This is a genomic window from Agrobacterium leguminum (assembly GCF_015704895.1).
Taxonomy (GTDB): domain Bacteria; phylum Pseudomonadota; class Alphaproteobacteria; order Rhizobiales; family Rhizobiaceae; genus Agrobacterium; species Agrobacterium leguminum.
In genome coordinates, this window is record NZ_JADQWB010000008.1 from 137,613 (window position 1) to 159,649 (window position 22,037).

Consider the following 22,037-nt stretch of genomic DNA (forward strand, 5'->3'; position numbering starts at 1 on the left):
GGCGCTCATTCCGCCGGCGACATTCCCTCGATCCGCGCCCAGACCGGGCAGACATCCTCGAAGGAATGCGACAGGGGCCGCAGCGCCTCATCTTCCCTGTCATCGAAACTTCCCGAGACCAACGCAACCGTCGGCGCATCGTCGATGGCGCCAAGCGTGCTGCCGCAGATCGGGCAGAAAGCCCGGCTGGAATAATCGGAGGATCGGAAAGTCGAAGGCGCGCCGCCCTCTCCCGTCCACGTCACCGCATCCCTCTCGAACTCCACCCAGGCAAGGCTGGGCGCACCGGAATGCCGCTGGCAGATATCGCAGGAGCAAGTGTGCGGATTGCCGGGCTCGCCCTTCGCTTCAAAACGGATGGAGCCGCATAGACAGCCGCCGTTACGAATTTTCGTCATTTCCACCATCCCTCTCGACACATGAAAAGGCCCCCACGGAAGACCGTGGGGGCCAATGACTGACAGGCATCTTCTGGATGCCGATCAATGTTCCTTGTTGGCGTAGACCGATTTCTTGGTGAGATAGATCAGCGCCGTGAAGATGAACAGGAACACCATGACCATGAAGCCGGTGCGCTTGCGCTCTTCAAGATGCGGTTCTGCCGCCCACATCAGGAACGCAGCAACGTCCTTGGAATATTGGTCCACGGTCTGCGGCGCGCCGTCATCATAGGTCACCTGATCGGCACTGATCGGCGGCGCCATCTTCAGCGCGGCTGCGCTGACGAAATACGGGTTGAAATGCGTGCCTTCCGACACTTCAACGCCGGCCGGCGGATCCTGATATCCGGTCAGCAGCGCATGGATGTAGTCCGGGCCGCCTTCCTGATAACCGCCGACGATCGGGATCATGTCGATGAGGAATTGCGGAAAACCGCGCTCCACACCGCGCGCCTTGGCGAGCAGCGACATGTCGGGCGGGGCCGCCCCACCGTTGGCGGCTGCCGCCGCCTCATGGTTCGGGAAAGGCGAAGGGAAATGATCGGAAGGCACGGCCTTGCGATTATACATTTCACCATCGGCGTTCGGCCCGTCCTGCACTTCATATTCCGCGGCGAAAGCCTTCACCTGCTCGTCCGAATAACCGAGATCCTCCAGCGTGCGGAAGGAAACGAGGCTCATGGAATGGCAGGCGGAGCAGACTTCCTTATAGACCTTCAGACCGCGCTGAAGCTGGCCCTTGTCATATTTGCCGAAGGGTCCGGCAAAGGACCAGCTCTGCTCCTCGGGCTTGATGACCGGGAAGTGACCCCCGGCAATCGCGTGCTCCGTCTGGGCGGCGAGATCATGGCTCTCCTCCGCCGCGAAGGCGGCGGCGGAACAGCCGATGGCGGCGAAAAGCGCGATGCTCGTTACAAGCTTCTTCATTGTCGTCATCCTTCCTTCGCGCTCAGACTTCGGCAGCCGCAGATGCGGCACCCGTCTTGGCGGCGTTCTTTTCGAGAACGGCCTCGGTAATCGAATTCGGAATACGCCGGGGCGTTTCGACCAGACCGAGGATCGGCATGATGACGAGGAAGAAACCGAAATAATAAAGCGTGCCGAGCTGCGAATAGCCGACATAATTGCCTTTCAGATCGCCGGTGAGCAGGCCGATCAGGCCAGTTCCTTCCGCCGGGCGCGAACCCAGCCAGCCGAGCATGATGGCATTGACCACGAACAGCCAGAAAAACATCTTGTACCAGGGACGATAGACGGCGGAACGCACCTTCGACGTATCGAGCCAGGGCAGGAAGAACAGCACGACGATCGCGCCGAACATCACGAGAACGCCACCGAGCTTGGAATCGATGATCCAGATGTTGAAGGTGATGGCGCGCAGCATGGCGTAGAACGGCAGGAAGTACCATTCCGGAACGATATGCGCCGGCGTCTTCAGCGGATCGGCCATGATGTAGTTGTCGGGGTGGCCAAGGAAGTTCGGCATGTAGAACACGAACCAGGCATAACCGATCAGGAACACGGAAACACCGAGCGCATCCTTCAGCGTCGCATAGGGTGTGAAGGGAACCGTGTCGGTCTTGCTCTTCACTTCAACGCCGGTCGGGTTGGTCTGGCCGGTCACATGCAGCGCCCAGATGTGCAGGATCACGACGCCTGCGATCATGAAGGGCAGCAGATAATGAAGCGCAAAGAAGCGGTTCAGGGTCGGCTGATCAACGGCAAAGCCGCCGAGCAGGAACTGCTGGATCCATTCGCCGATGGCCGGGAACGCGGTGAAGAAGCCGGTGATAACGGTTGCGCCCCAGAAGGACATCTGGCCCCAGGGCAGAACGTAGCCCATGAAGCCCGTCGCCATCATCAGCAGGAAGATCACGCAGCCGAGAATCCAGAGGATTTCGCGCGGCGCCTTGTAGGAGCCGTAATAAAGGCCACGGGCGATGTGCAGGTAAACCGCGATGAAGAAGAACGACGCACCGTTGGCATGCATGTAGCGCAGCAGCCAGCCATGGTTGACGTCGCGCATGATCTTTTCGACGGAATTGAAGGCGACCGTCGTTTCGGCCGCATAATGCATGGCCAGCACGACGCCGGTGAGGATTTGCACCAGCAGCATGACGGAAAGCATCGCGCCGAAGGTGTAGGCGTAGTTCAGGTTACGCGGGACAGGATAGGCAACGAAGCTGTCATAGATCATGCGCGGCAAGGGAAGCCGCGAATCGATCCACCTTTCGATGCCGGTGGACGGCTGATAACTGGAATGGCCACTCATGAATATCTGTCCCCTTATCCGATCTTGATCACGGTATCGGATGTGAATGCAAATGTCGGGATGGCGAGGTTCTGCGGCGCCGGACCCTTACGTATGCGGCCCGCCGTATCGTAGTGCGAGCCATGGCAGGGACAGAACCACCCGCCGAAATCGCCGGCCTGGCCGAGCGGGATGCAACCGAGATGGGTACAGGAACCGACCATGACGATCCAGTTTTCCTTGCCCTCGCCGGCGGAGCGGTCGATATCCGTCGCCTGCGCGTCGGCGGCGATGTTGGCATTGCGCGCCACGGGATCCTTCAGATCGCCGAGAGCGACGGCCTTGGCTTCCTCGATTTCCTTTTCCGTGCGGTTGCGGATGAAAATCGGCTTGCCGCGCCACTTCACGGTAAGCGACATGCCCGGCTCGACGGCCGCGACATCCACCTCGATGGAGGCGAGCGCCAGCGTCGATGCATCGGGACGCATCTGGTCGATAAAGGGCCATGCAACTGCGGCGGCACCGACAGCGCCCGCCATTCCCGTCACTAGGTAAAGAAAATCGCGACGGGTCGGTTCACCCGAAGCGTCGTGATTGGTTACGTGCTCGCTCACCGCTACACCATCCTCTGCGCTGTTTTTGCCGTAAATCGCATGAGTCCTCCCGCTATGATTTGATCCAAGACAAACTCCGTCCCATCGTCCTGGTCATTCTCGCGGCATTTGAGAAACCGCGTCATGTGTTTGATCGCAAAATATTGACTGACTTGGCAAGAGCAAAGCACACAAAGCTGCCGTAATTCTGCCGGAGGGGGCCGATTTGGCTCGCATTTTTTCGCCGTCCTTGGCAGGCGGGCAACATTGTGCGCATCCATACACCATGTTAGGAGACTTCAAGGGAGAGCGCGGAAAGCAAGGATTCGGATGACGGCGAAGCTCTCTTGCATGGTCTCCACGGCAGTGGCTGCCGTTCTTTTCGTCGCCAGCCTGCGTTATGTGACGGATTTCTGGCTTCTCGCCTTCGTCACCAGTTTCCAGCTGCACATCGCCATCGTCTGTATCCTGCTCTCATGCCTCGTTTTCTGGCTGACGCGCGACGCGGTTTCAGTGCTCCTCGTCGTCTGGTCGCTTGCGCTGGCCATCCATGCCATTGCCATGCTTCTGGAATTTTCCACATCCGCCACCCCGGCGCCGGGCGCCAAACCCTTCCGGCTGCTGTCCTTCAACGTGCTGATGGACAATGCCGCCAATGCGGATGCGATTGCCGACACGATTGTCGAATCGGGTGCGGATGCCGTCTATCTCTTCGAGGCGGCGGCGCTGAAATCGGCCCTGCCGCGACTGCAGCAAACCTATCCGCACAGGCTTGGCTGTTACATCGGAACGCCCGGATGCGATCTGGTCATCCTGTCAAAAAGACCGTTGCTGGAAGGCCGTTTCCACAGCCTCAGCGATCTTCGCCGGGATCGGTTCGCCATAGCCCATATCGATCTCGACGGCACGGAACTGACGCTCGCAGCCGGGCATATCACCAAGCCCTATTTCGACGATTATCATCGCGACGAACTCGATGAAGTGAGTGAAATTCTCTTTCGCGTCACCGGGCCGCTCATCCTGGCCGGAGATTTTAATTCGGCCAGCATCGCCCCTGACATGCGCGCTTTCCTCGCCGCCAACGATCTGAAGAAAGCGACCTTCGAACCCGCCACATGGCCGACAGAGGCCGGCCGCTTCGGCATCGCCATCGACCACATCTTCGCCCGCGAACCGGCGACGCTGATGAAAACCACCCGCCTGCCCTACAGCCTCGGTTCCAATCATTACGGCCTGATGGCGGATTTCATGATCGGGAAATAGCCGACGGCCTTATTGCGCCGCTTCGTCCGCGGCGAGGAAACCGCCCGACTGCCGCGCCCACAGCTCCGAATAAAGACCGCCCTGCATGACCAGATCGGAATGGCTGCCCTGTTCGACGATGCGCCCCTGATCCATCACGATCAGCCGGTCGAGAGCCGCGATGGTCGACAGGCGGTGGGCGATGGCCAGAACCGTCTTGCCCTGCATCAGCTCATCCAGATTGCTCTGGATCGCCGCCTCCACCTCCGAATCGAGCGCCGACGTCGCCTCATCGAGCACGAGGATCGGTGCGTCCTTCAGCATCACGCGGGCGATTGCGATGCGCTGGCGCTGGCCGCCGGACAATTTCACGCCGCGTTCGCCCACATGTGCGTCGAACCCCTTGCGACCGCGCTGATCCTCGAGCCTGGCGATGAAGTCATCCGCCTTGGCGCGCCGCGTCGCCTCCTGCAATTGCGCTTCGGTGGCGTCGGTGCGGCCGAACAGGATGTTGTCGCGAATGGAGCGATGCAGCAGCGACGTATCCTGCGTGACCATGCCGATATGGGCGCGCAGCGATTCCTGCGTCACTCTGGCGATGTCCTGCCCGTCGATCAGGATGCGGCCTTTTTCGACATCGTAAAAACGCAGGAGCAGATTGACGAGGGTGGATTTTCCCGCCCCGGAACGTCCGACGATGCCTACCTTCTCGCCCGCCCTGATTTCGAGGTTGAGATGGTCGATGACGCCGTTCGCGCGCCCGTAATGGAAGCTGACATTTTCGAAACGTATGCCCGGCTTCCTGACCTCCAGCACCGTCGCCTCCGGCGCATCGACGAGACCGATCGGCTGCGAAATCAGCTCGGCGGCATTCTGCACCGTGCCGAAATTGCGCATGATGCCGTTGAACTGCGTCATCAGCCGGCCGAGCAGGAAGTTGAGACGCAGCACCAGCGCCAGCGTGAAGGCCACCGCACCGGAACTGATCCTGCCGGAAAGCCACAGATCGATGCAGAGCGCCGCCATGGAGGTGATCATCACGCCGGACAACAGCGCCATGGAGGCGCGCACGCCGGTGATGAACCGGGTGAATGTCATGGTCGCATGCTGGAAAATGTCGAAACCCTGCCGCATGTAGCGGTCATTGGCATCATCTCGCCCGAACAGCCGGAGCGTCTGGATATTGCTATAGGCATCCACCATGCGGCCGGAGAGCATCGAGGCCGCTTCCGCCGTTTCCTTGGAGTGGTAGCGGATGCGCGGCACGAAATAGCGCGCCAGCAGCGAGAATATCCCCACCCAGACGACGACGACGACCGCAAGCCGCCAGTCGAGCCCGCCAATCAGGAACAGCATGGAAACGGAATAAATGCCGACGAACCACACGCTTTCCATCAGCGAGGTGACGAGATCGCCCGCTGCCTGCCCGCCCGACCAGACCTTGGTGACGATGCGGCCGGAAAAATCGTTCTGGAAGAAGGTCAGCGATTGCCGCGCCACATGCATATAGGATTGCCAGCGCACCAGATTGTAAAAACCAGGTGTGATGATCTGCTGATCCACCAGCGCCGTTACCATGGTGACGATAAACCGCACGACGCCGATCAGCACCAGCATGCCCACCAGCTCGCCGCCATGGGCCGCAAGCAGCCCCGCCCAGCCCTCTTCCGGCTTCACGGTGGAGAGAATATCCACCAGCCGCCCGACGAACCAGAACAGCGCCGCCTCGATGGCCGCCGTCAGCCCGCCGAGCACCAGCATGGCGAAAAACGGCGCCTTGGCCTGCGAGATGTAGAACCAGATAAAGGCGAACGTGCTTTCAGGCGGCCGCAAATCGTCCTTGCGGGCGAAGGGCTTTATCCAGTTCTCGAAAAACTCGAAGATGCGGGTAATAACCATGATCCGGATATAGGCGGATTCCCGGAGCGGGAACAGCCGCGAAGGCTTCGGGAAGAGATTATATTTCGGTAACATTCGGGGAATGAAAAAGGGCGGGGAATGTTCCACCGGCCCTAAGATCGACACGAGTAGATTTAGCGCATTCGTAGCATCCGCACTCCGTCACCCCGGACTAGATCCGGGGTCCAGCGCGATCAAGTCCTTGATCGCAAAAGACTCCTCTCACGGCGCAGACGCGCCGTGGCTGGATGCCGGATCTAGTCCGGCATGACGGAGGGGAGATTAGCGCACATATCATAGGCGAGAGGGCGGGAAACCATGCTTGCCGCCCTCTCGCTTTTCCTTACTCTGCCGCCACTTCCGCCTCGTGGTCGGCGATGAAGCCGCCGGACTGGCGCCGCCACAGGTCGGCATAGATACCTCCCATCGCCACCAGTTCCGCATGGCTGCCCGCCTCCACGATCCGGCCCTTGTCGAGAATGATGAGCCGGTCCATTTCGGTCAGCGTCGAAAGGCGGTGAGCAATCGCGATCACTGTCTTGCCTTCCATCAGCGAGAACAGGTTTTCCTGGATCGCCGCCTCGACTTCGGAGTCGAGCGCCGAAGTCGCCTCGTCCAGCACCAGGATCGGCGCGTTCTTGAGGAAGACGCGGGCGATCGCGATACGCTGGCGCTGGCCGCCGGAGAGCTTCACGCCGCGTTCGCCCACCTGCGCATCGAGGCCTTGACGGCCATGCATGTCGACAAGCGTTTCGATGAAGTCCCAGGCATTCGCCCGCTTCGCCGCCGCGATCACCTGCTCGTCCGTGGCCTCGGGGTGACCATAGGCGATGTTGTCGCGGATCGAACGGTGCAGCAGCGACGTATCCTGCGTCACGACGCCGATCAGCTCGCGAAGGCTGTCCTGCGATACCTTTGAGATGTCCTGCCCGTCGATGGTGATCCTGCCGGCTTCGAGGTCGTAGAAGCGCAGAAGCAGGTTCATCAGCGTCGTCTTGCCCGCACCCGAACGCCCGACCAGACCGACCTTTTCGCCCGGCTTGATGTCGAGTGTCAGTCCGTCGATCACGCCCTTGTTCTTGCCGTAGTGGAAACGGACATTGTCATAGCGGATCGCGCCCTGCGGGGCGGCAAGCTCAGGCGCCTTCGGAACGTCGACGATATCGTGCGGCTTCGTCATCATCGACATGCCGTCATAGACCGTGCCGATATTTTCGAACAGCGAGGTGACTTCCCACATGATCCACTGCGACATGCCGTTGACGCGCATGGCAAGGCTGATGGCGATGGCGACCGAACCGGCCGTAACCGAACCCTGCATCCAGAAATAAAGACCGAGCGCCGCCGTGGAAAACAGCACCAGGGCGTTGTTGAGGTCGATCAGGATGTTGAAGCCGGAAATCTTGCGCATCTGGCGGTGAACGGTTCCGAGAAACACATTCATGCCATCACGCGCATATCTTTCCTCGCGCCCCGCATGGGAAAACAGCTTGATCGTCGAGATGTTGGTGTAACTGTCGACGATCCGGCCCGTCATCATCGAGCGTGCATCGGCCTGCTCCTGCGCCAGCCGGCCGAGCTTCGGCACGAAATAAGCGAGGATGGCCATGTAGATACCGAGCCAGACCAGCAGCGGAATGACCAGCCGCCAGTCCGCCGCCGCGACCATGAACAGCATCGAGACGACGAAGCTGATCGCATAGACGAAGACGTCGATCACCTTCAGCGCCACTTCGCGGATCGCCAGCGCCGTCTGCATGACCTTGGTGGAAACGCGGCCGGCAAACTCGTTGGCGAAGAAGTTCATGGAGTGGCGCAGCAGGAAACGGTGCATCTTCCAGCGCGCGATCATGCCGAAATTGCCGGCAAGCGTCTGGTGCATCGTCATGGTGTGGATCGCGCCCATCAGCGGCAGCACGAAGAGCACCAGCGCCGCCATGCCGATCAGATGCCAGCCCTCATCGGCAAAAAACGTCTCGCGATTGGCCGTGGAAAGCCAGTCGACGATATTGCCGAGGAATTTGTAGAGCATGGCTTCCGCAATCGCGATGCCCATGGACATCAGGCCGAGCAGCAGGAGCCATGGCCATGCGGGCTTCACATAATGCCACAGGAACGGCAAAAGCTTCTTTGGCGGCACGGAGGGCGCCGAAGAGGGAAAAGGATCGAGGCGTTTTTCAAACCAGCCAAACATAGGCCAAGCTCCGGCAATCAATCGCTCCATCGTGACATGGTGAGCGGACACAAATATGGCTCACGACGGAACGGAAAAGTCTTTGGATATGGCCGTGACAGCCACATGACGAATCGAAAAATGGGAAACGCGGGCGAACCGCGGAGTAACACCTAAGCCAGCAGCGGCACGACGGGGGCCGGGAGGCGAATACGAACATCATTTAGCATGAGAACCTCCCTTGGCTGGTGTTGAAGATATGGCCTTGTAGCGCAAAATTTAGTCAATGACCAGTCGGAAAGACACCGAATACGCGAGAAAACATGCAGGTGCCGCCCAAAGGCGAACGGGCGGAGATGACCCCGCGAGGTCTCCACCCGTTAAACGATGCGCACGTCGCCCTATTCGGCCGCGTCCTGCGCCTCTGCGCTTTCATAGCCCGCAATCAGCTCGGCCATTCCGGCCTGCGTATGCCGCTTCAATTCCCGGCGATCGCTGGGCTGCGGCGCAAAGGTGACGGTCAGCCCCGTGTCCCTTATCGTGCCGATCGCGAAGGAAGCACCGGACAACATGCGCACGCCCTCATGCAGCCAAAGCGGATCGGTGGCGAAATGCTGGCCGATGCCGACCACGACGGGAATGCCCTGCCAGTGCGACATGCGGTCGTAATGGATGTGGCCAGCAAGAATGCCGATGACATCATGCTCGAACAGCACCTCGTCCAGCGCCTCGGTATCCGCGAAGGAAAGCGATTCCCACTCCGCATCCGGGCGGTCGAAATCGAGCGCCGGCGGATGGTGCATCACCAGCAGCTTCGGCAGTTCGGGGTGGTTTTCCAGCTCATCCTCCAGCCATTCGATCTGCCCCGGCTCGAAAGCGCCGCCGACCTTGCCCGGAACGCTGGTATCCATGACGATGATGTGGATGCCGGCAATGACCTCGGCATGGTCATAGGGCTCGTCCAGATCCTCATGGCGGTCGAGCATGACCGGATAAAAACCGTCGCGGCGGTCGTGATTGCCGAGCGCGAAGAGCACCGGCATATCGAGTTCCGCTTCCGCCATCAGCCGCTTGAGTTCCTCATAGCTGCCGGCATCGCCCCTGTTGGTCAGATCGCCGCTGGCGACGATGAATTCAGGCGGCGGCACGAGCGCCTTGATCTGCGCAAGCGTCGCGGAAAGCGTGGCCGAGGTCTCGGAATAAAGATCATCGTCCTGCACCTGCGGATTGCCCACATGCAGATCGGTCAGATGGACGAAATTCACCCGTTCGGACATGGTGTCCTCCTGTTGTTGCGTGCAGAAAATCCGGCTCGAAACGGCCTGTCCCGACCATTTACGATAGTTCGGGAAAGCCCGACGATGCATTGGTGAATGGGTAGCCGCCCTGTGTGTCACGCGAATGAACATCCGGCCGGGAACGACGCCTCAAAGGGACTTTTCACAGCATAGCTGTCGCCCGGCCCCTACCCGTGATAATCGGACGGGCAGACCAACCGCAGTGAGACGTCCATGCCCGAAATCAGGATCGCCCTTTACCAGCCCGATATTCCCGGCAACACCGGCACCATCCTGCGGCTGGCCGCCTGTCTCGGCCTTGGCGTCGACATCATCGAGCCGGCGGGTTTCGATATTTCCGACCGTAATCTGAAACGGGCGGGCATGGATTATATCGCGGCGGCGGCGCTGACGCGCCATGTCAGCTGGGACCGTTTCGAGGAATGGCGGGCAACCACCGGCCGCCGTCTCGTTCTCGCCTCCACCAAAGCCGCCCTGCCCTATACGAAGATCGCCTACCGCACGGATGACATCCTGCTTTTCGGCCGCGAAAGTGCGGGCGTACCGGACCATGTGCATGAAAAGGCAGAGGTGCGAATCATCATCCCCATGGTGGCGGGACAGCGCTCCATCAACGTCGCCATGTCGGCGGCGATGATCGCCGGCGAGGCTTTGCGCCAGGTGGCATGGGCATAGGCGTCATTTTTAACGCCAATTTTTCGGGCAAATACAAAATTTGACCGTTTTTACTTCAAAACTGTCGCAACCCGGCCTGTACCGAGGGCATCGAGGCTCCTATACTGATTAGCCGGACAACAAAAATCGTGCTCGCCGGAACCATCCGCCGGCGGGTGTGAGGAGACGTCGCATGCAATCCACCATTGTCATCGTCAACCTTCTCGGCGCAGTCGCGCTGCTGCTCTTCGGCCTTGCCCAGGTCAAGGATGGCGTCACCCGCGCCTTCGGCATGAAACTGCGAAGCGTGCTGGCCACCGGCACCCAGAACGGCCCGCGTTCCTTCTTTTCCGGCTTCTTCGCCACCGTCGCGCTGCAAAGCTCGACGGCGACGGCGCTCACCGTCGCCTCCTTTGCTGAACGAGACCTCATCAGGCCACGCATGGCGCAGGTGGTGCTGCTTGGCGCCAATGTCGGCACCGCCGTGACCGCATGGATCGTGGCAGCCGGGGTGGAATGGCTGTCGCCGCTGCTGATCCTTGCGGGCATTATTCTGAAAAAGGGCAGCTCCAATGCCCGGCAGGGCGGCGGAACGGCGCTGATCGGCATCGGCCTCATGCTTCTGTCGCTGCATCTCTTGAGCGGCGCGACCGAACCGATGCGCGCCTCGCCGGCTCTCGGCGTCTTTATCGGCCTGCTTGACGGGGCATGGCCCGTCGCGCTGATCTTTTCCGCCGTGCTCGCCTTCGTTTCGTCTTCGAGCCTTGCCGTCGTGGTGCTCATCCTGTCGCTCGCCGCCACCGGCACGCTTTCCACGGGCCTCATCATCGTGCTCATTCTCGGCGCCAACCTCGGCGGCGCCATTCCGCCGGTCATCGCCACGCTTTCCGGCCCCGCCTCGGCGCGGCGCATCACCATGGGCAACCTTCTGGTGCGCACCATTGGTTGCCTCATCGCCCTGCCGCTCGCCTCCTATGGCGCGGAATTCCTGCAGCAATTGCCGCTTTCGCCCGCAAAATTGCCGGTCGACGCCCATCTGATCTTCAACGTCATTCTGGCGGCGCTGGCCTGGCCCTTCTCCGGCCTCCTGTCCGACCTGATGGCAAGGCTGGTGCCGGGCGATCCGAAAGCCGAAGACGGCCCGAATTTCCTCGATCAGCAGGCGCTGGACATGCCGGTCGTGGCGCTTGCCAACGCCACCCGCGAAGTGCTGGGTGTCGGCGACAGCATCGAGCGGATGCTGATCCGCGCCGAAAACGCCTTCAAGCATAATGATCTGGCGCCGCTTCAGGAGGTTTCCCTGCTCGAAAAGAAGGTCGACCGGCGCCAGCAGGAGGTGAAAGTCTATCTGTCGCAACTGGGGCGCAAGGGGCTTTCCGACGAAGAAGCGCGTCGTTCGATCGCCATCATCGATTATGCCATCAACCTCGAACATATCGGCGACATCATCGAAAAGGGCATCTGCGAGCAGATCCGCAAGAAGGTGCTGAACAGCTTCAAATTTTCCGATGACGGTTATGAGGAATTGAAAACCCTGTTCGACATGACCATCGAGAACCTGCGCGCCGCCCAGAGCATTCTGGTAACCGGCGATTTCGAGCTCGCCCGCAGGCTGATGGAAAGCAAGGTGGATATACGCCGCCTCGAAAAACAGTCCTCCAACCGCCATCTGGAGCGGCTGCGCGACGGGCTGGCGGAAAGTATGCAGACCAGTTCGCTGCATCTCGACATGCTGCGCGACCTCAAACGCATCAACGCCCATATCGTCACGGTGGCGCATCCCATTCTGGATGAAAGCGGCGTGCTGATCGAAAGCCGCCTGCGTTATGCCGAGCCCCGCGCCTGAAAGCATTTCCGGGAAATGCGAAAACGCTCCAAAATTCAATCGGCCGAAGGAAGCCGCCGCATGGTGAATTCGATGCGGTCGCCTTCCAGTTGCCGCCAGCTTTCCACTTCCGTCCAGTAGGCCGCTTTCGGAAAGCTGTCGAACCATTCGCGCGCCTTGGCGCGGGCTTCCTCGCGCCCGAGACAGAAGGTCTGCCGCACGAACATGCCATTGCGCGTCTTGTCGTCGCCCGAGCCTTCACGCGCCTTGCGGTGATTGGCGATCCTGCGCTTCAGCCCGTCCAGGGGCGGCGGTCCGGTAAATTTCGTCATGATATTCACCTCTGGCACCTACATCGATAAAGATAGTGCCCGCATGTGAACTTGGCGAGTCGAATTTGTGCGCGGGGCCTGCACCTGCTAGACGCGACAGGGAATCGACTTCACCTAAGGAGAATACGCATGGAACGGCCAATCTTGCCGAAGGGCTTGCCCGACGACATCGAGGACAAGAAGGCCCTTGCCCAAGCCTGGTTCCAGCATCTTCGCGACACCATCGTTAACTCCTTCGAGACCCTCGAAAACGACCTGACCGGCCCTCTTTCCGATCAGGAGCCCGGCCGCTTCGTCCAGAAAGACTGGCTGCGCGACAATGGCGAGGGCGGCGGCGGCAGGATGTCGATGATGGAAGGCCGCGTCTTCGAAAAGGTCGGCGTCCACACCTCCACCGTCTATGGCGAATTCTCGCCGGAATTCCGCAAGCAGATACCCGGTGCGGAAGAAGACCCGCAGTTCTGGGCGTCGGGCCTCTCGCTCATCGCCCATCCCGTCAACCCCAATGTGCCGGCGGTGCACATGAACACCCGCATGGTCGTCACCACCAGCCACTGGTTCGGCGGCGGCGCGGATCTGACGCCGGTGCTGGGACGCAGAAGAACGCAGGAAGACCCGGACAGCCAGCTTTTCCACCGCGCCTTCGAAATCACCTGCAACCGCCATCCGGTTGCCGATTATCCGCGCTACAAGACGTGGTGCGACGAGTATTTCTTCCTCAAGCACCGTAACGAAGCGCGCGGCATCGGCGGCATCTTTTTCGACTGGCTGCACCCGCAGGAGGAAAATGGCGGCTGGGACGCCAATTTCGCCTTCGTGCAGGATGTCGGCCGCGCCTTCAATCTGGTCTATCCGAAAATCGTCCGCGCCAATTTCAACCAGAACTGGACGGAAGAGGACCGCGACGAACAGCTCATCCGCCGCGGCCGCTATGTGGAATTCAACCTGCTTTACGATCGCGGCACGATCTTCGGCCTCAAGACCGGCGGCAATGTCGAATCGATTCTTTCCTCACTGCCGCCGGTAGTGCGCTGGCCCTAAAAAACCTCACGTAAATTTGACGCTCATCAGCCAATTTGTCGCAAATAGCGCAAATTAGGACTTATGGAAAAATCAAGGCAATGATAGTCTCCTCCCCGCAGACGTACTGGAGGAGCTATCGTCATGATTACTTCGAACAGCATGCCTATCTCTGCTTCCCCCGAGGAAGCCCAGCATTCCATTGATACCCCTGATTTGATCGACCGCCTGGCAGCGGAAATGCGCGCCACGGGTGATCGCGAACTGCCGCATTCCTTTTATGTCGAACAGCTAAAACGCTCCCTTGCCGGACAAAAAACGGCACGGCGGGCGGCCAATGACGAAATGCCTCGTACAAAAATTCCGGCAGCCGGCACATCCTCTGTTTTCCAGTGCTGGGCGATGCCCGAATAGGGGCCTGAATAAGGTCGAAGGACGCCGCTCTGGAACATAAGCGGTGAACATTCGTTTCTTGTCGGAGGGACAGCAGGCAATTGAATTGCTGTCCCTCACTCTCGCACATTCTCCCTGTCGAAAATCGATTCCGGTTTTCGACAGGGAGAATGTGCAGACTCAAGATGTTAGAGCGTCCTTTATGCGTCCGAACGGACGCATGGCGCTCTAAAACAGGGAGGCAAGACCATGAGACTGTTTGAATGTGGAACGCTCGTGCCCGGCTGTGCCTGGCACACGCGCGCAGATGACGATGCCGAAGTTGTGCGTCGCACTGTGGAACATATGCGATCGGCGCACGGCGAGACCGTCATCCGCGAGAACATGATCGAAAACATCAAATCCCGCATTCGTGACGAGGCAAATGCGGCCTGAGCCGCAACGCCGCCGTCGCTGACCTCAATTTTCCAGCATATCCTTCAGCCGGGCGGTCAACGCTGCCCGGTCGAGTGAGAAATTGACGTCGATCCACTTTTCCTCGAGGCTTTTCAGCACTTCGCCCACCTTCGGGCCGGCCTCGACGCCCGCGGCCATCACATCCGCACCGCTCAGCGGGAATCCGGGTTTGTGGAATTTTTCCGCCCGCGTCAGCAGGGTCGAAAGCCGCGCCACTTTCTGCATGGCCGTGTCGCCGGCCGAAAGATCGGCACGGGCGGCGGAAAGCGCCAGTTTCAGCCGCGTCTTCACGCCCTCGACGCCCTGACGATAGAGCAACCGGTCGAGCGCCGTTTCCTTCAGCTCGGGGTCAGCCGCCGGAGCCGAAGCCCAATGGGCAAGATAAGCCGCTTCGGCTTTCGACAGCCGTAAACGCGCGGCAAGGGCAGCCAGCCTGTCCCTGTCCGGCGGCACGATGGCGGCAAGCCGCAGCATCGGGTCCACCGCCCAGCCGAGAGCCTGCTCCGTCGCCACCAGCCCGTGAATGGCGTCGATGCCCCATTTTTCCGTTTCGGGAAGAATTTCCGCCAGAACGCCCGATTGCCGCATCCACAAAAGGGCGCGCGAAGGATCGCGGGCGGAAAGCAGCTTTTTCAGTTCGCTCCACACCCGCTCGGCCGAAAGTGTGCCCAGCTTGTCCTTGGCCCGCGCGCTTGCCCGCAAGCCGTCCGCATCCGGGCGGCCGGAGCCATAATGAGCGAAAAAGCGGAAAAACCGGAGAATCCGCAGGTAATCTTCCGAAATCCGCATCGCCGCATCGCCGATGAAACGCACAGTGCCGGTCTCGATATCGGGAAGACCATCGATAAGGTCGATGATCTCGCCCTTTTCGTCGGCATAGAGGGCATTGATGGTGAGGTCGCGCCGCTCGGCGTCGGTCTGCCAGTCGGTGCCGAAGGCTACCTGCGCATGGCGGCCATTGGTTTCGACATCGCGGCGCAACGTCGTCACCTCGAAACCTTCGCCATCGATCACCAGCGTTACCGTGCCGTGTTCGATGCCGGTCGGCACCGCCTTGATGCCTGCCGCCCTGGCCCGCGCAACAACCACGTCAGGGGTTAGCGTCGTCGCCATGTCGACATCGACCACCGGAAGGTCCATCAGCGCATTGCGCACCGCGCCGCCAACGATCCGCACCTCGCCGCCATCGGCATTCAGAAGCGTAAAAATGCGCTTCAGCGCCGGTTTTTCAAACCAGTCCCGCCCGGCAAGGCTGCTCATGAATAAAACCTCTCGTAAATCGTCCTGACGATGCCCGCCGTAATGCCCCAAATGTAGCGTTCGCCATAGGGCATTTCGTAGAAAAACCGCTCCTTCCCCTGAAAGATACGGCTGCCGCGCCCGTGGTTGGCCGGGTCCATCAGAAAGGACAGCGGCACCTCGAAAACCTCATCCACTTCCGTTGGATTGAGCGTCAGGTCGAAGCCGGGCCGAACGATGGACAGCACCGGCTTGATGCGGAAACCCGTGCCGGAAATATAATCCGGCAGACGCCCGACCGTTTCCACGAAAGACCTGGAAAGGCCGATTTCCTCTTCCGTCTCGCGCAGCGCCGCCTCTTCCGGCGTCCGGTCCTCGGCATCGATGCCGCCGCCTGGAAATGAAATCTGGCCGGAATGTTTGCGCAACGTTGAAGTGCGCTGGGTGAAGATCACCCGCGCATCGTTGCCATCGTCAATGACAGGCACCAGCACGGCGGCGTCCTTCAGCCTGATGCCGTTTCCAGACAGCACCACGCCCGGATTGAGGACATGGTCGCCATTTTCATGCTCGGCCACGCCCTCGCCTTCCTGCAGCACCCGGCAGCGGAAATCGGCGGCGGTAAAAGTCTTGAATGCCGTTGTCGTCATTGCGAAAGCCGTTCCAGTTCCTTTGCGGGCATCACCGGGAAAACGACCCCGCCCGAGCGCACGGCGAACATGTCGACGCCCTCCACGTCTATTACCTCGCCAAGTGCGACGAGATCATACATCACCGCCCGCGACACGAGCGCTTCCAGTCTGCCGCGCACCAGAAGATAGGGCTTCAATTCGCGGTTCTCACCGAAAACCTCGAACCGCAGCGGATGCTCCGGCCCCGCCTCCACCACATCGCCGACATTGGTGCGGAAGGTCAGCAGCGGCTCGCCATCATCCTCACCCGCCGTCAGCTTCATTTCCACGGCGACGAAAGGCGCGTCCACGACGCGGATGCCGACTTTTTCCACAGGAGTTACGAGGTAGGTTTTGCCATCCTCATCCTTGCGCAGAACCGTGGAAAACAGCCGCACCAGCGGCGCCCTGCCGATGGGGGTGCCGAGGTAGAACCAGGTGCCATCAGCGCGGATTTCCATGTCGAGATCGCCGCAAAAAGGCGGATTCCAGCGCTCCACCGGGGCCGGCCCGCGTTTGGCGTCGCCAGTCTGTTCGGCGGCGCGGGAAATCATCGCCGCAAGCCCGGCCGCATCGCCCGCCGAATTTATCGTCTCCGCTGCCATATTCGAGTCTCGCTTTGCCGATAAGGAAATACTAAGTCACGACATAGTCATTCGAATGGCGCTTGTCAGCGGCCAAGAGAGCAATAAGCTATATGCAGCGCAAAATCCGTCCCGGCCGACTGCCAGCAAAACCGGGATGCGACTGTGACAGCGGCGAAGGTATGAGGAGAGCGACATGGGCGTGATGAATACCGGCGAAACCCTCGACGAAAAGGCCATCGTCGCCGCGGCCGAAAAGGCGCTTTCCGATATCGCGGCCATCCGCACGGAAGTCTCCAAGGTCATTTTCGGCCAGGAAAAAGTGGTGCAGAACACGCTTCTCGCCATCCTCTCCGGCGGCCATGCGCTGCTCGTCGGCGTTCCCGGCCTCGCCAAGACCAAGCTCGTCACCACGCTCGGCACCGTGCTCGGCCTCGATGCCAACCGCATCCAGTTCACACCGGACCTGATGCCGTCGGATATTCTCGGTTCCGAAGTCATGGATCAGGACGAAAACGGCCGCCGTTCCTTCCGCTTCATCAAGGGTCCGATTTTCGGCCAGCTGCTGATGGCCGACGAAATCAACCGCGCCAGCCCGCGCACGCAGTCCGCCCTTCTGCAGGCCATGCAGGAATATCACATCACCATGGCCGGCCAGACCTATGAGCTGCCGAAGCCGTTCCACGTTCTCGCCACCCAGAACCCGCTGGAGCAGGAAGGCACCTATCCGCTGCCTGAAGCCCAGCTCGACCGCTTCCTGCTTCAGGTCGATGTCGGTTATCCCGAGCTTGCCGCCGAACGCCAGATCCTGCTCGACACGACAGGCACCGCCTCGGGTGAAGCACGCGGCGTGATCGATGCCGGGCGCCTGATGGAAATCCAGGCCCTCATCCGCCAGATGCCGGTCAGCGACAAGGTGGTGGATGCGATCCTCTCGCTCGTCCGCTCCGCCCGCCCCGGCCATGGCAACAAATTGACCGACAAACACGTTGTCTGGGGTCCGGGTCCGCGCGCCGGCCAGTCGCTGATGCTAACGGCCCGCGCCCGCGCGCTTTACGAAGGCCGGCTCGCCCCGTCGCTGGACGATGTCCATGCGCTGGCCGAACCGGTGCTGGAACACCGCATGGCGCTGACCTTTGCGGCCCGCGCCGAAGGCATGTCGGTGCGCGATGTCATCGCAGCGCTCGTGGAGCAGGCGAAGAACTGAAAGCACGTTCGCGAAAGGACTGCATGTGGCATCCATCGGCCAGATCGTAGACAAGACGCCGGGTAGCGAAGTTCTGGCGCGCGCGCGCCAGCGCGCAGCCCTGGTGCCGGACTGCATGGTCGAGGCAAAGCGCATCGCCAACACCGTCACCGCCGGCTGGCACGGCCGCCGCAAACGCGGCATCGGTGAAAATTTCTGGCAGTTCCGCCCCTATGCCGAAGGCGAGAGCCTGTCGCGCATCGACTGGCGGCGCTCCGCCCGCGACGATCATACCTATGTGCGCGACCGGGAATGGGAAGCCGCCCACACCATCTGGCTCTGGGCCGACATGTCGCCGTCGATGATGTTCAAATCCACCCTCGGCTCCGTCTCCAAGGAAAGCCGGGCGCTGGTGCTGATGCTGGCGCTGGCGGAAATTCTCGCACGCTCGGGCGAGCGCATCGGCTGCCCCGGCATCATGGAGCCGGTTTCGGCCAGAAATGCCGCCGAACGGCTGGCCGCCGCCATCATGCATGCACCGCTGACAACGGGCATGCCGGAAACGGGCATGATCCGCGGCGCGAGCGACATCGTCCTCATCGGCGATTTTCTCGATGATGCCAAAGCCGTGATGGAGCGGATTTCGCCGCTCGCGCGGCGCGGCCTGCGCGGCCATGTGGTGGAAATCGCCGATCCGGCGGAAGAGACCTTCCCCTATTCCGGTCGCACCGAATTCACCGATCCGGAAACCGGTGAAAAACTGGTGTCCGGCCGTGCGGAGACCATTCGCGAAGATTACACGCGCGCCTATCTCGCAAGGCGTGAGGCGCTGTCCTCGTCGCTGCGCCGTCTCGGCTGGAACTTCGTGTTCCACCGCACAGACCATCTCGCTTCCGAGGCGCTCGTCGCCATGCACATGTATCTTTCCGGCGCGCCGGCACAGGGCGGTGGGCAAGGCGGTGGGCACAGATGAGCGCATTGCCTTTCGTCTTCACCAGCCCCTATATCCTCTTCGGCCTCTTGGCGCTGCCCGCCATCTGGTGGCTGCTGCGGCTCACCCCGCCGCGCCCCAAGGCGGAAGTGTTTCCGCCGCTGAAGATATTGGCGACGGTGTTAAAACGCGAGGAAACGCCCTCCAAAAGCCCGTGGTGGCTGACCCTGCTGCGCATGGCGCTTGCCGCCGCGGTGATTTTCGCGCTGGCCGATCCGGTGGTGAACCCGCGCAACAACAGCATAGCCGGCAGCGGCCCGCTGGTGCTGGTGGTCGACAATAGCTGGGCCTCCGCGCCCGACTGGGAAAGACGCGTGGCCACCGCTCAGGCCCTGATCGGCGATGCGGAGCGCGCCGACCGCCCCGTCTCCATCAGCTTCACCGCCGATGCGGAACATGACGCCGTACCGGGAACGACAGCCGTAGCACTGGAAAAGCTCGCCGCAGCAAAGCCGAAGCCGCTTGTTCCAGATCGTATCCGCACGGCGGAAGCCATCACCGAGGCGCTGAACGGCGCGGCCCCCGGCACGATCGCCTATATTGCCGATGGTGTTCAAACCGCGCAGGATGAGAGCGCGATGAGAACGCTTGCCAGCCTCTCCTCCGCCGAATTCCGTATCGTGAAGGGCGACGGCAAGGCGATCACCGCCATTACCGGCGCCACCAACAATGCCGATGCCATGAGCGTCACACTGTCGCGGCTCGATACCGCCGAAGCCACCCGGGTAACCGTCAATGCGCAGGACAGCCAGGGCCGCATCCTCGCCAACGGCATCGCGAACTTCGCGCCCGGCGCGGCCGAAACCACGGCAACGGTGGAAGCGCCCTTCGAACTGCGCAACGATTTCGCCCGCCTCTCGCTCGAAGGCGTGTCGACGGCGGGTGCGGTGCATCTTCTCGACGACGGCTTCCGTCGCCGCCGCGTGGCGTTGCTGGCCGGCGAAACTGGCAATGATTTCCAGCCGCTGCTGCAGCCGCTTTATTATATCAGCCGCGCGCTTCAGCCTTTCGCCGATCTCATCCCGCAGCGGCAGGCCGATCTGGCGCAGGCGATCCCGGAAATCCTGCAATCCAATCCTTCGGTCATCGTCATGGCCGATATCGGCCGTCTGCCGCAGGAAACCTATGAGCCGATGCAGCGGTGGCTCGCCGGTGGCGGCACGCTGATCCGTTTTGCCGGACCGCGACTTGCGGCAGCACCCGCCGACGATCCGCTGGTGCCTGTAACACTCAGGCAGGGCGAACGCGCGCTTGGCGGCGCGCTCTCCTGGGCCGAGCCACAGCCGCTTGCCGATTTCCCGAATTTCGGCGCCTTTGCCGGCATGCCGAAGGCCGACGGCGTCCTCGTCAAACGCCAGGTTCTGGCCGAACCGACACCGGATCTGGCCGAACGCACCTGGGCAAGCCTTGCCGATGGCACCCCGCTCGTCACCACCCGCACTGTCGAGGCGGGCCGCATCGTGCTCTTCCATGTCAGCGCCGAGGCAAGCTGGTCCGACCTGCCGATCTCGGGCCATTTCGTCGATATGCTGCGCCGTATCGTGCAATTGTCGAAGGCGGGCGGCGCTTCCACCAACGCCAATGCCCCGGCTGCTGCCCTTCCGCCCTTCCGGCTGCTGACGGCGGAAGGCGCGCTTTCAGCAGAAATCGGCACTGCCCGGCCGCTGGAAATGCGCGCCGGCCAACCGCCCCGCACCGGTTTCGACAATCCCCCCGGCCTCTATGGCACAGAGGATGGTTTCGTGGCTCTCAATCTCTTAGCCGCAGGTGCCACGCTGCGCCCGCTCGACACGTCGGCCGCCGGTGTCAGCACCACCAGCGAAGCCCTGATCGGCGAAACGGCGAAATCGCTGCGCCCGGCGCTCTTCATCGCCGCCTTCCTGATGTTGATTGCCGACAGCCTGATCGTGCTCTTCATGAACGGCGCCTTCGCACGCCTGCCGAAAGCCCGCAGCGCGACCGCCGCCACCGTGCTTCTCGCGCTCGGCGCCTTTGCCGCCATGTCGCCAACCGACGCCCGCGCCGACGACCCCAAACCCGGCGACGAGCAGATCTTCGAGCGACTGGACACGACGCATCTCGCCTATGTCCGCACCGGCGAAGACGATGTCGACCGCATTTCCGAGCAGGGCCTGCAGGGGTTGAGCGAATTCCTGACCTGGCGCACGACGCTGGAGCCCGGCCAGCCTGTCGGCCTCGATATTTCCAAGGATGAATTGTCCTTTTATCCCATCATCTACTGGCCGGTTTCCGCAACGGCACCCATGCCGTCGAGCGCCGCCATCTCGCGCATCGACGCCTATATGCGCGCCGGCGGCACCGTGCTGTTCGACACGCGCGACCAGTTCTCTTCGCTCGACACCGGTGCAACCAGCCCTAACGGCGAACGCCTGCAGGCGATCCTCGCCAATATCGATATCCCACCGCTGGAGCCCGTGCCGGAAGACCACGTTCTGACGCGGTCCTTCTACCTGCTCACCAATTTCCCCGGCCGTTACAACGGCTCGCCGCTCTGGGTGGAATCGCGGCAGGGGGCGGCGAAGACCACCTCGGGCCTCTCCTCCTCCGGCGATGGCGTGACGCCGATCATGATAACGGGCAATGATTTCGCCGGCGCCTGGGCCGTCGATCCGCAGGGCGCGCCGGTTCTGCCAACAGTGCCGCCGGATGAGATGCAGCGCGAACACGCCTTCCGCTCCGGCGTCAACATCATGATGTATATGCTGACCGGCAACTACAAGGCCGATCAGGTCCACGTTCCCGCACTTCTCGAACGGTTGGGGCAGTGAC

General features: G+C 61.5%; 20 protein-coding genes. 9 read left to right on the forward strand and 11 right to left on the reverse strand.

Annotated elements, in window-relative coordinates:
- Positions 1-5: 5 nt before the first annotated feature.
- From I3J13_RS14265 to petA, 4 genes are all read right to left on the reverse strand, one after another.
- Positions 6-398 carry a GFA family protein gene (locus I3J13_RS14265; RefSeq protein ID WP_196379202.1) on the reverse strand — a complete coding sequence of 131 codons (393 nt, stop codon included), beginning with the start codon at positions 396-398 and terminating at the stop codon, positions 6-8.
- A gap of 84 nt (positions 399-482) precedes the next feature.
- The gene (locus I3J13_RS14270; protein ID WP_003523103.1) at positions 483-1,367 is read right to left on the reverse strand and encodes a cytochrome c1; all 885 of its coding nucleotides are present in this window, start codon (positions 1,365-1,367) and stop codon (positions 483-485) included.
- A 22-nt stretch (positions 1,368-1,389) separates the two neighbouring features.
- The gene (locus tag I3J13_RS14275) at positions 1,390-2,712 is read right to left on the reverse strand and encodes a cytochrome b (protein ID WP_003523102.1); all 1,323 of its coding nucleotides are present in this window, start codon (positions 2,710-2,712) and stop codon (positions 1,390-1,392) included.
- A gap of 14 nt (positions 2,713-2,726) precedes the next feature.
- Positions 2,727-3,305, reverse strand: coding sequence for a ubiquinol-cytochrome c reductase iron-sulfur subunit (gene petA / locus I3J13_RS14280; protein WP_196379203.1), 579 nt, complete (start codon positions 3,303-3,305; stop codon positions 2,727-2,729).
- A 309-nt stretch (positions 3,306-3,614) separates the two neighbouring features.
- Between petA and I3J13_RS14285 the strand changes: the two genes are divergently transcribed.
- Positions 3,615-4,547, forward strand: a complete 933-nt coding sequence (locus tag I3J13_RS14285) for an endonuclease/exonuclease/phosphatase family protein (protein ID WP_196379204.1) — start codon at positions 3,615-3,617, stop codon at positions 4,545-4,547.
- A 9-nt stretch (positions 4,548-4,556) separates the two neighbouring features.
- Here the strand turns inward: I3J13_RS14285 and I3J13_RS14290 are convergent, their stop codons facing one another.
- The 3 genes from I3J13_RS14290 to I3J13_RS14300 form a co-directional block, all read right to left on the reverse strand.
- Positions 4,557-6,500, reverse strand: a complete 1,944-nt coding sequence (locus tag I3J13_RS14290; RefSeq protein ID WP_420867943.1) for an ABC transporter ATP-binding protein — start codon at positions 6,498-6,500, stop codon at positions 4,557-4,559.
- Between the two features lie 268 nt (positions 6,501-6,768).
- On the reverse strand, positions 6,769-8,619 hold the full coding sequence (locus I3J13_RS14295; protein ID WP_196379205.1) for an ABC transporter ATP-binding protein: 1,851 nt from the start codon (positions 8,617-8,619) through the stop codon (positions 6,769-6,771).
- Between the two features lie 380 nt (positions 8,620-8,999).
- A complete protein-coding gene (locus I3J13_RS14300; RefSeq protein WP_196379206.1) occupies positions 9,000-9,875 on the reverse strand; it encodes a phosphodiesterase in 876 nt (291 codons plus the stop codon).
- Positions 9,876-10,109: 234 nt separating this feature from the next.
- On the opposite strand from I3J13_RS14300, the gene I3J13_RS14305 reads away from it, so the two are divergent.
- Positions 10,110-10,571, forward strand: a complete 462-nt coding sequence (locus I3J13_RS14305; protein ID WP_065655941.1) for a tRNA (cytidine(34)-2'-O)-methyltransferase — start codon at positions 10,110-10,112, stop codon at positions 10,569-10,571.
- 172 nt (positions 10,572-10,743) lie between these two features.
- The gene (locus I3J13_RS14310; protein WP_020808607.1) at positions 10,744-12,396 is read left to right on the forward strand and encodes a Na/Pi cotransporter family protein; all 1,653 of its coding nucleotides are present in this window, start codon (positions 10,744-10,746) and stop codon (positions 12,394-12,396) included.
- A gap of 35 nt (positions 12,397-12,431) precedes the next feature.
- Here I3J13_RS14310 and I3J13_RS14315 read toward each other — a convergent pair whose 3' ends face one another.
- Entirely contained in the window at positions 12,432-12,707 is a 276-nt protein-coding gene (locus tag I3J13_RS14315; protein ID WP_003523094.1) for a hypothetical protein, read from the reverse strand.
- 129 nt (positions 12,708-12,836) lie between these two features.
- Here I3J13_RS14315 and hemF point away from each other — a divergent pair, with 129 nt between their 5' ends.
- The 3 genes from hemF (at position 12,837) to I3J13_RS14330 (ending at position 14,555) form a co-directional block, all read left to right on the forward strand.
- Positions 12,837-13,748 carry an oxygen-dependent coproporphyrinogen oxidase gene (gene hemF / locus I3J13_RS14320; protein WP_196379207.1) on the forward strand — a complete coding sequence of 304 codons (912 nt, stop codon included), beginning with the start codon at positions 12,837-12,839 and terminating at the stop codon, positions 13,746-13,748.
- A gap of 123 nt (positions 13,749-13,871) precedes the next feature.
- The gene (locus I3J13_RS14325) at positions 13,872-14,141 is read left to right on the forward strand and encodes a hypothetical protein (RefSeq protein WP_196379208.1); all 270 of its coding nucleotides are present in this window, start codon (positions 13,872-13,874) and stop codon (positions 14,139-14,141) included.
- 228 nt (positions 14,142-14,369) lie between these two features.
- The gene (locus I3J13_RS14330; protein WP_003523091.1) at positions 14,370-14,555 is read left to right on the forward strand and encodes a DUF1059 domain-containing protein; all 186 of its coding nucleotides are present in this window, start codon (positions 14,370-14,372) and stop codon (positions 14,553-14,555) included.
- Positions 14,556-14,579: 24 nt separating this feature from the next.
- Here I3J13_RS14330 and I3J13_RS14335 read toward each other — a convergent pair whose 3' ends face one another.
- From I3J13_RS14335 to I3J13_RS14345, 3 genes are read right to left on the reverse strand one after another with little or no spacing between them, the layout of a single operon-like run.
- Positions 14,580-15,836: a CCA tRNA nucleotidyltransferase gene (locus I3J13_RS14335; RefSeq protein ID WP_196379209.1), complete on the reverse strand. Its 1,257-nt coding sequence runs from the start codon at positions 15,834-15,836 to the stop codon at positions 14,580-14,582.
- The gene (locus I3J13_RS14340; protein WP_196379210.1) at positions 15,833-16,465 is read right to left on the reverse strand and encodes an NUDIX hydrolase; all 633 of its coding nucleotides are present in this window, start codon (positions 16,463-16,465) and stop codon (positions 15,833-15,835) included. The genes I3J13_RS14335 and I3J13_RS14340 overlap by 4 nt, the downstream gene beginning before the upstream one ends.
- The gene (locus tag I3J13_RS14345; protein ID WP_196379211.1) at positions 16,462-17,091 is read right to left on the reverse strand and encodes a DUF1285 domain-containing protein; all 630 of its coding nucleotides are present in this window, start codon (positions 17,089-17,091) and stop codon (positions 16,462-16,464) included. Before I3J13_RS14345 ends, I3J13_RS14340 begins: the two co-directional genes overlap by 4 nt.
- A gap of 175 nt (positions 17,092-17,266) precedes the next feature.
- On the opposite strand from I3J13_RS14345, the gene I3J13_RS14350 reads away from it, so the two are divergent.
- Genes I3J13_RS14350 through I3J13_RS14360 form a run of 3 tightly spaced genes read left to right on the forward strand, consistent with a single transcriptional unit; the run spans position 17,267 to position 22,036 of the window.
- Positions 17,267-18,277 (forward strand): AAA family ATPase, encoded by a 1,011-nt coding sequence (locus I3J13_RS14350; protein WP_003523087.1) that lies wholly within the window; start codon positions 17,267-17,269, stop codon positions 18,275-18,277.
- A gap of 25 nt (positions 18,278-18,302) precedes the next feature.
- A complete protein-coding gene (locus I3J13_RS14355) occupies positions 18,303-19,229 on the forward strand; it encodes a DUF58 domain-containing protein (RefSeq protein WP_003523086.1) in 927 nt (308 codons plus the stop codon).
- Positions 19,226-22,036, forward strand: a complete 2,811-nt coding sequence (locus I3J13_RS14360) for a DUF4159 domain-containing protein (protein ID WP_196379212.1) — start codon at positions 19,226-19,228, stop codon at positions 22,034-22,036. Before I3J13_RS14355 ends, I3J13_RS14360 begins: the two co-directional genes overlap by 4 nt.
- Position 22,037 lies beyond the last annotated feature (1 nt).

Excerpts from the sequence above, each read along its gene's own strand:
- I3J13_RS14265 (WP_196379202.1), bottom strand. The coding sequence starts at position 398 with ATGACGAAAATTCGTAACGGCGGCTGTCTATGCGGCTCCATCCGTTTT.
- I3J13_RS14270 (WP_003523103.1), bottom strand. The coding sequence starts at position 1,367 with ATGAAGAAGCTTGTAACGAGCATCGCGCTTTTCGCCGCCATCGGCTGT.
- I3J13_RS14275 (WP_003523102.1), bottom strand. The coding sequence starts at position 2,712 with ATGAGTGGCCATTCCAGTTATCAGCCGTCCACCGGCATCGAAAGGTGG.
- I3J13_RS14285 (WP_196379204.1), top strand. The coding sequence starts at position 3,615 with ATGACGGCGAAGCTCTCTTGCATGGTCTCCACGGCAGTGGCTGCCGTT.
- I3J13_RS14290 (WP_420867943.1), bottom strand. The coding sequence starts at position 6,500 with ATGTTACCGAAATATAATCTCTTCCCGAAGCCTTCGCGGCTGTTCCCG.
- I3J13_RS14295 (WP_196379205.1), bottom strand. The coding sequence starts at position 8,619 with ATGTTTGGCTGGTTTGAAAAACGCCTCGATCCTTTTCCCTCTTCGGCG.
- I3J13_RS14300 (WP_196379206.1), bottom strand. The coding sequence starts at position 9,875 with ATGTCCGAACGGGTGAATTTCGTCCATCTGACCGATCTGCATGTGGGC.
- I3J13_RS14305 (WP_065655941.1), top strand. The coding sequence starts at position 10,110 with ATGCCCGAAATCAGGATCGCCCTTTACCAGCCCGATATTCCCGGCAAC.
- I3J13_RS14310 (WP_020808607.1), top strand. The coding sequence starts at position 10,744 with ATGCAATCCACCATTGTCATCGTCAACCTTCTCGGCGCAGTCGCGCTG.
- I3J13_RS14315 (WP_003523094.1), bottom strand. The coding sequence starts at position 12,707 with ATGACGAAATTTACCGGACCGCCGCCCCTGGACGGGCTGAAGCGCAGG.
- hemF (WP_196379207.1), top strand. The coding sequence starts at position 12,837 with ATGGAACGGCCAATCTTGCCGAAGGGCTTGCCCGACGACATCGAGGAC.
- I3J13_RS14325 (WP_196379208.1), top strand. The coding sequence starts at position 13,872 with ATGATTACTTCGAACAGCATGCCTATCTCTGCTTCCCCCGAGGAAGCC.
- I3J13_RS14330 (WP_003523091.1), top strand. The coding sequence starts at position 14,370 with ATGAGACTGTTTGAATGTGGAACGCTCGTGCCCGGCTGTGCCTGGCAC.
- I3J13_RS14335 (WP_196379209.1), bottom strand. The coding sequence starts at position 15,836 with ATGAGCAGCCTTGCCGGGCGGGACTGGTTTGAAAAACCGGCGCTGAAG.
- I3J13_RS14340 (WP_196379210.1), bottom strand. The coding sequence starts at position 16,465 with ATGACGACAACGGCATTCAAGACTTTTACCGCCGCCGATTTCCGCTGC.
- I3J13_RS14345 (WP_196379211.1), bottom strand. The coding sequence starts at position 17,091 with ATGGCAGCGGAGACGATAAATTCGGCGGGCGATGCGGCCGGGCTTGCG.
- I3J13_RS14350 (WP_003523087.1), top strand. The coding sequence starts at position 17,267 with ATGGGCGTGATGAATACCGGCGAAACCCTCGACGAAAAGGCCATCGTC.
- I3J13_RS14360 (WP_196379212.1), top strand. The coding sequence starts at position 19,226 with ATGAGCGCATTGCCTTTCGTCTTCACCAGCCCCTATATCCTCTTCGGC.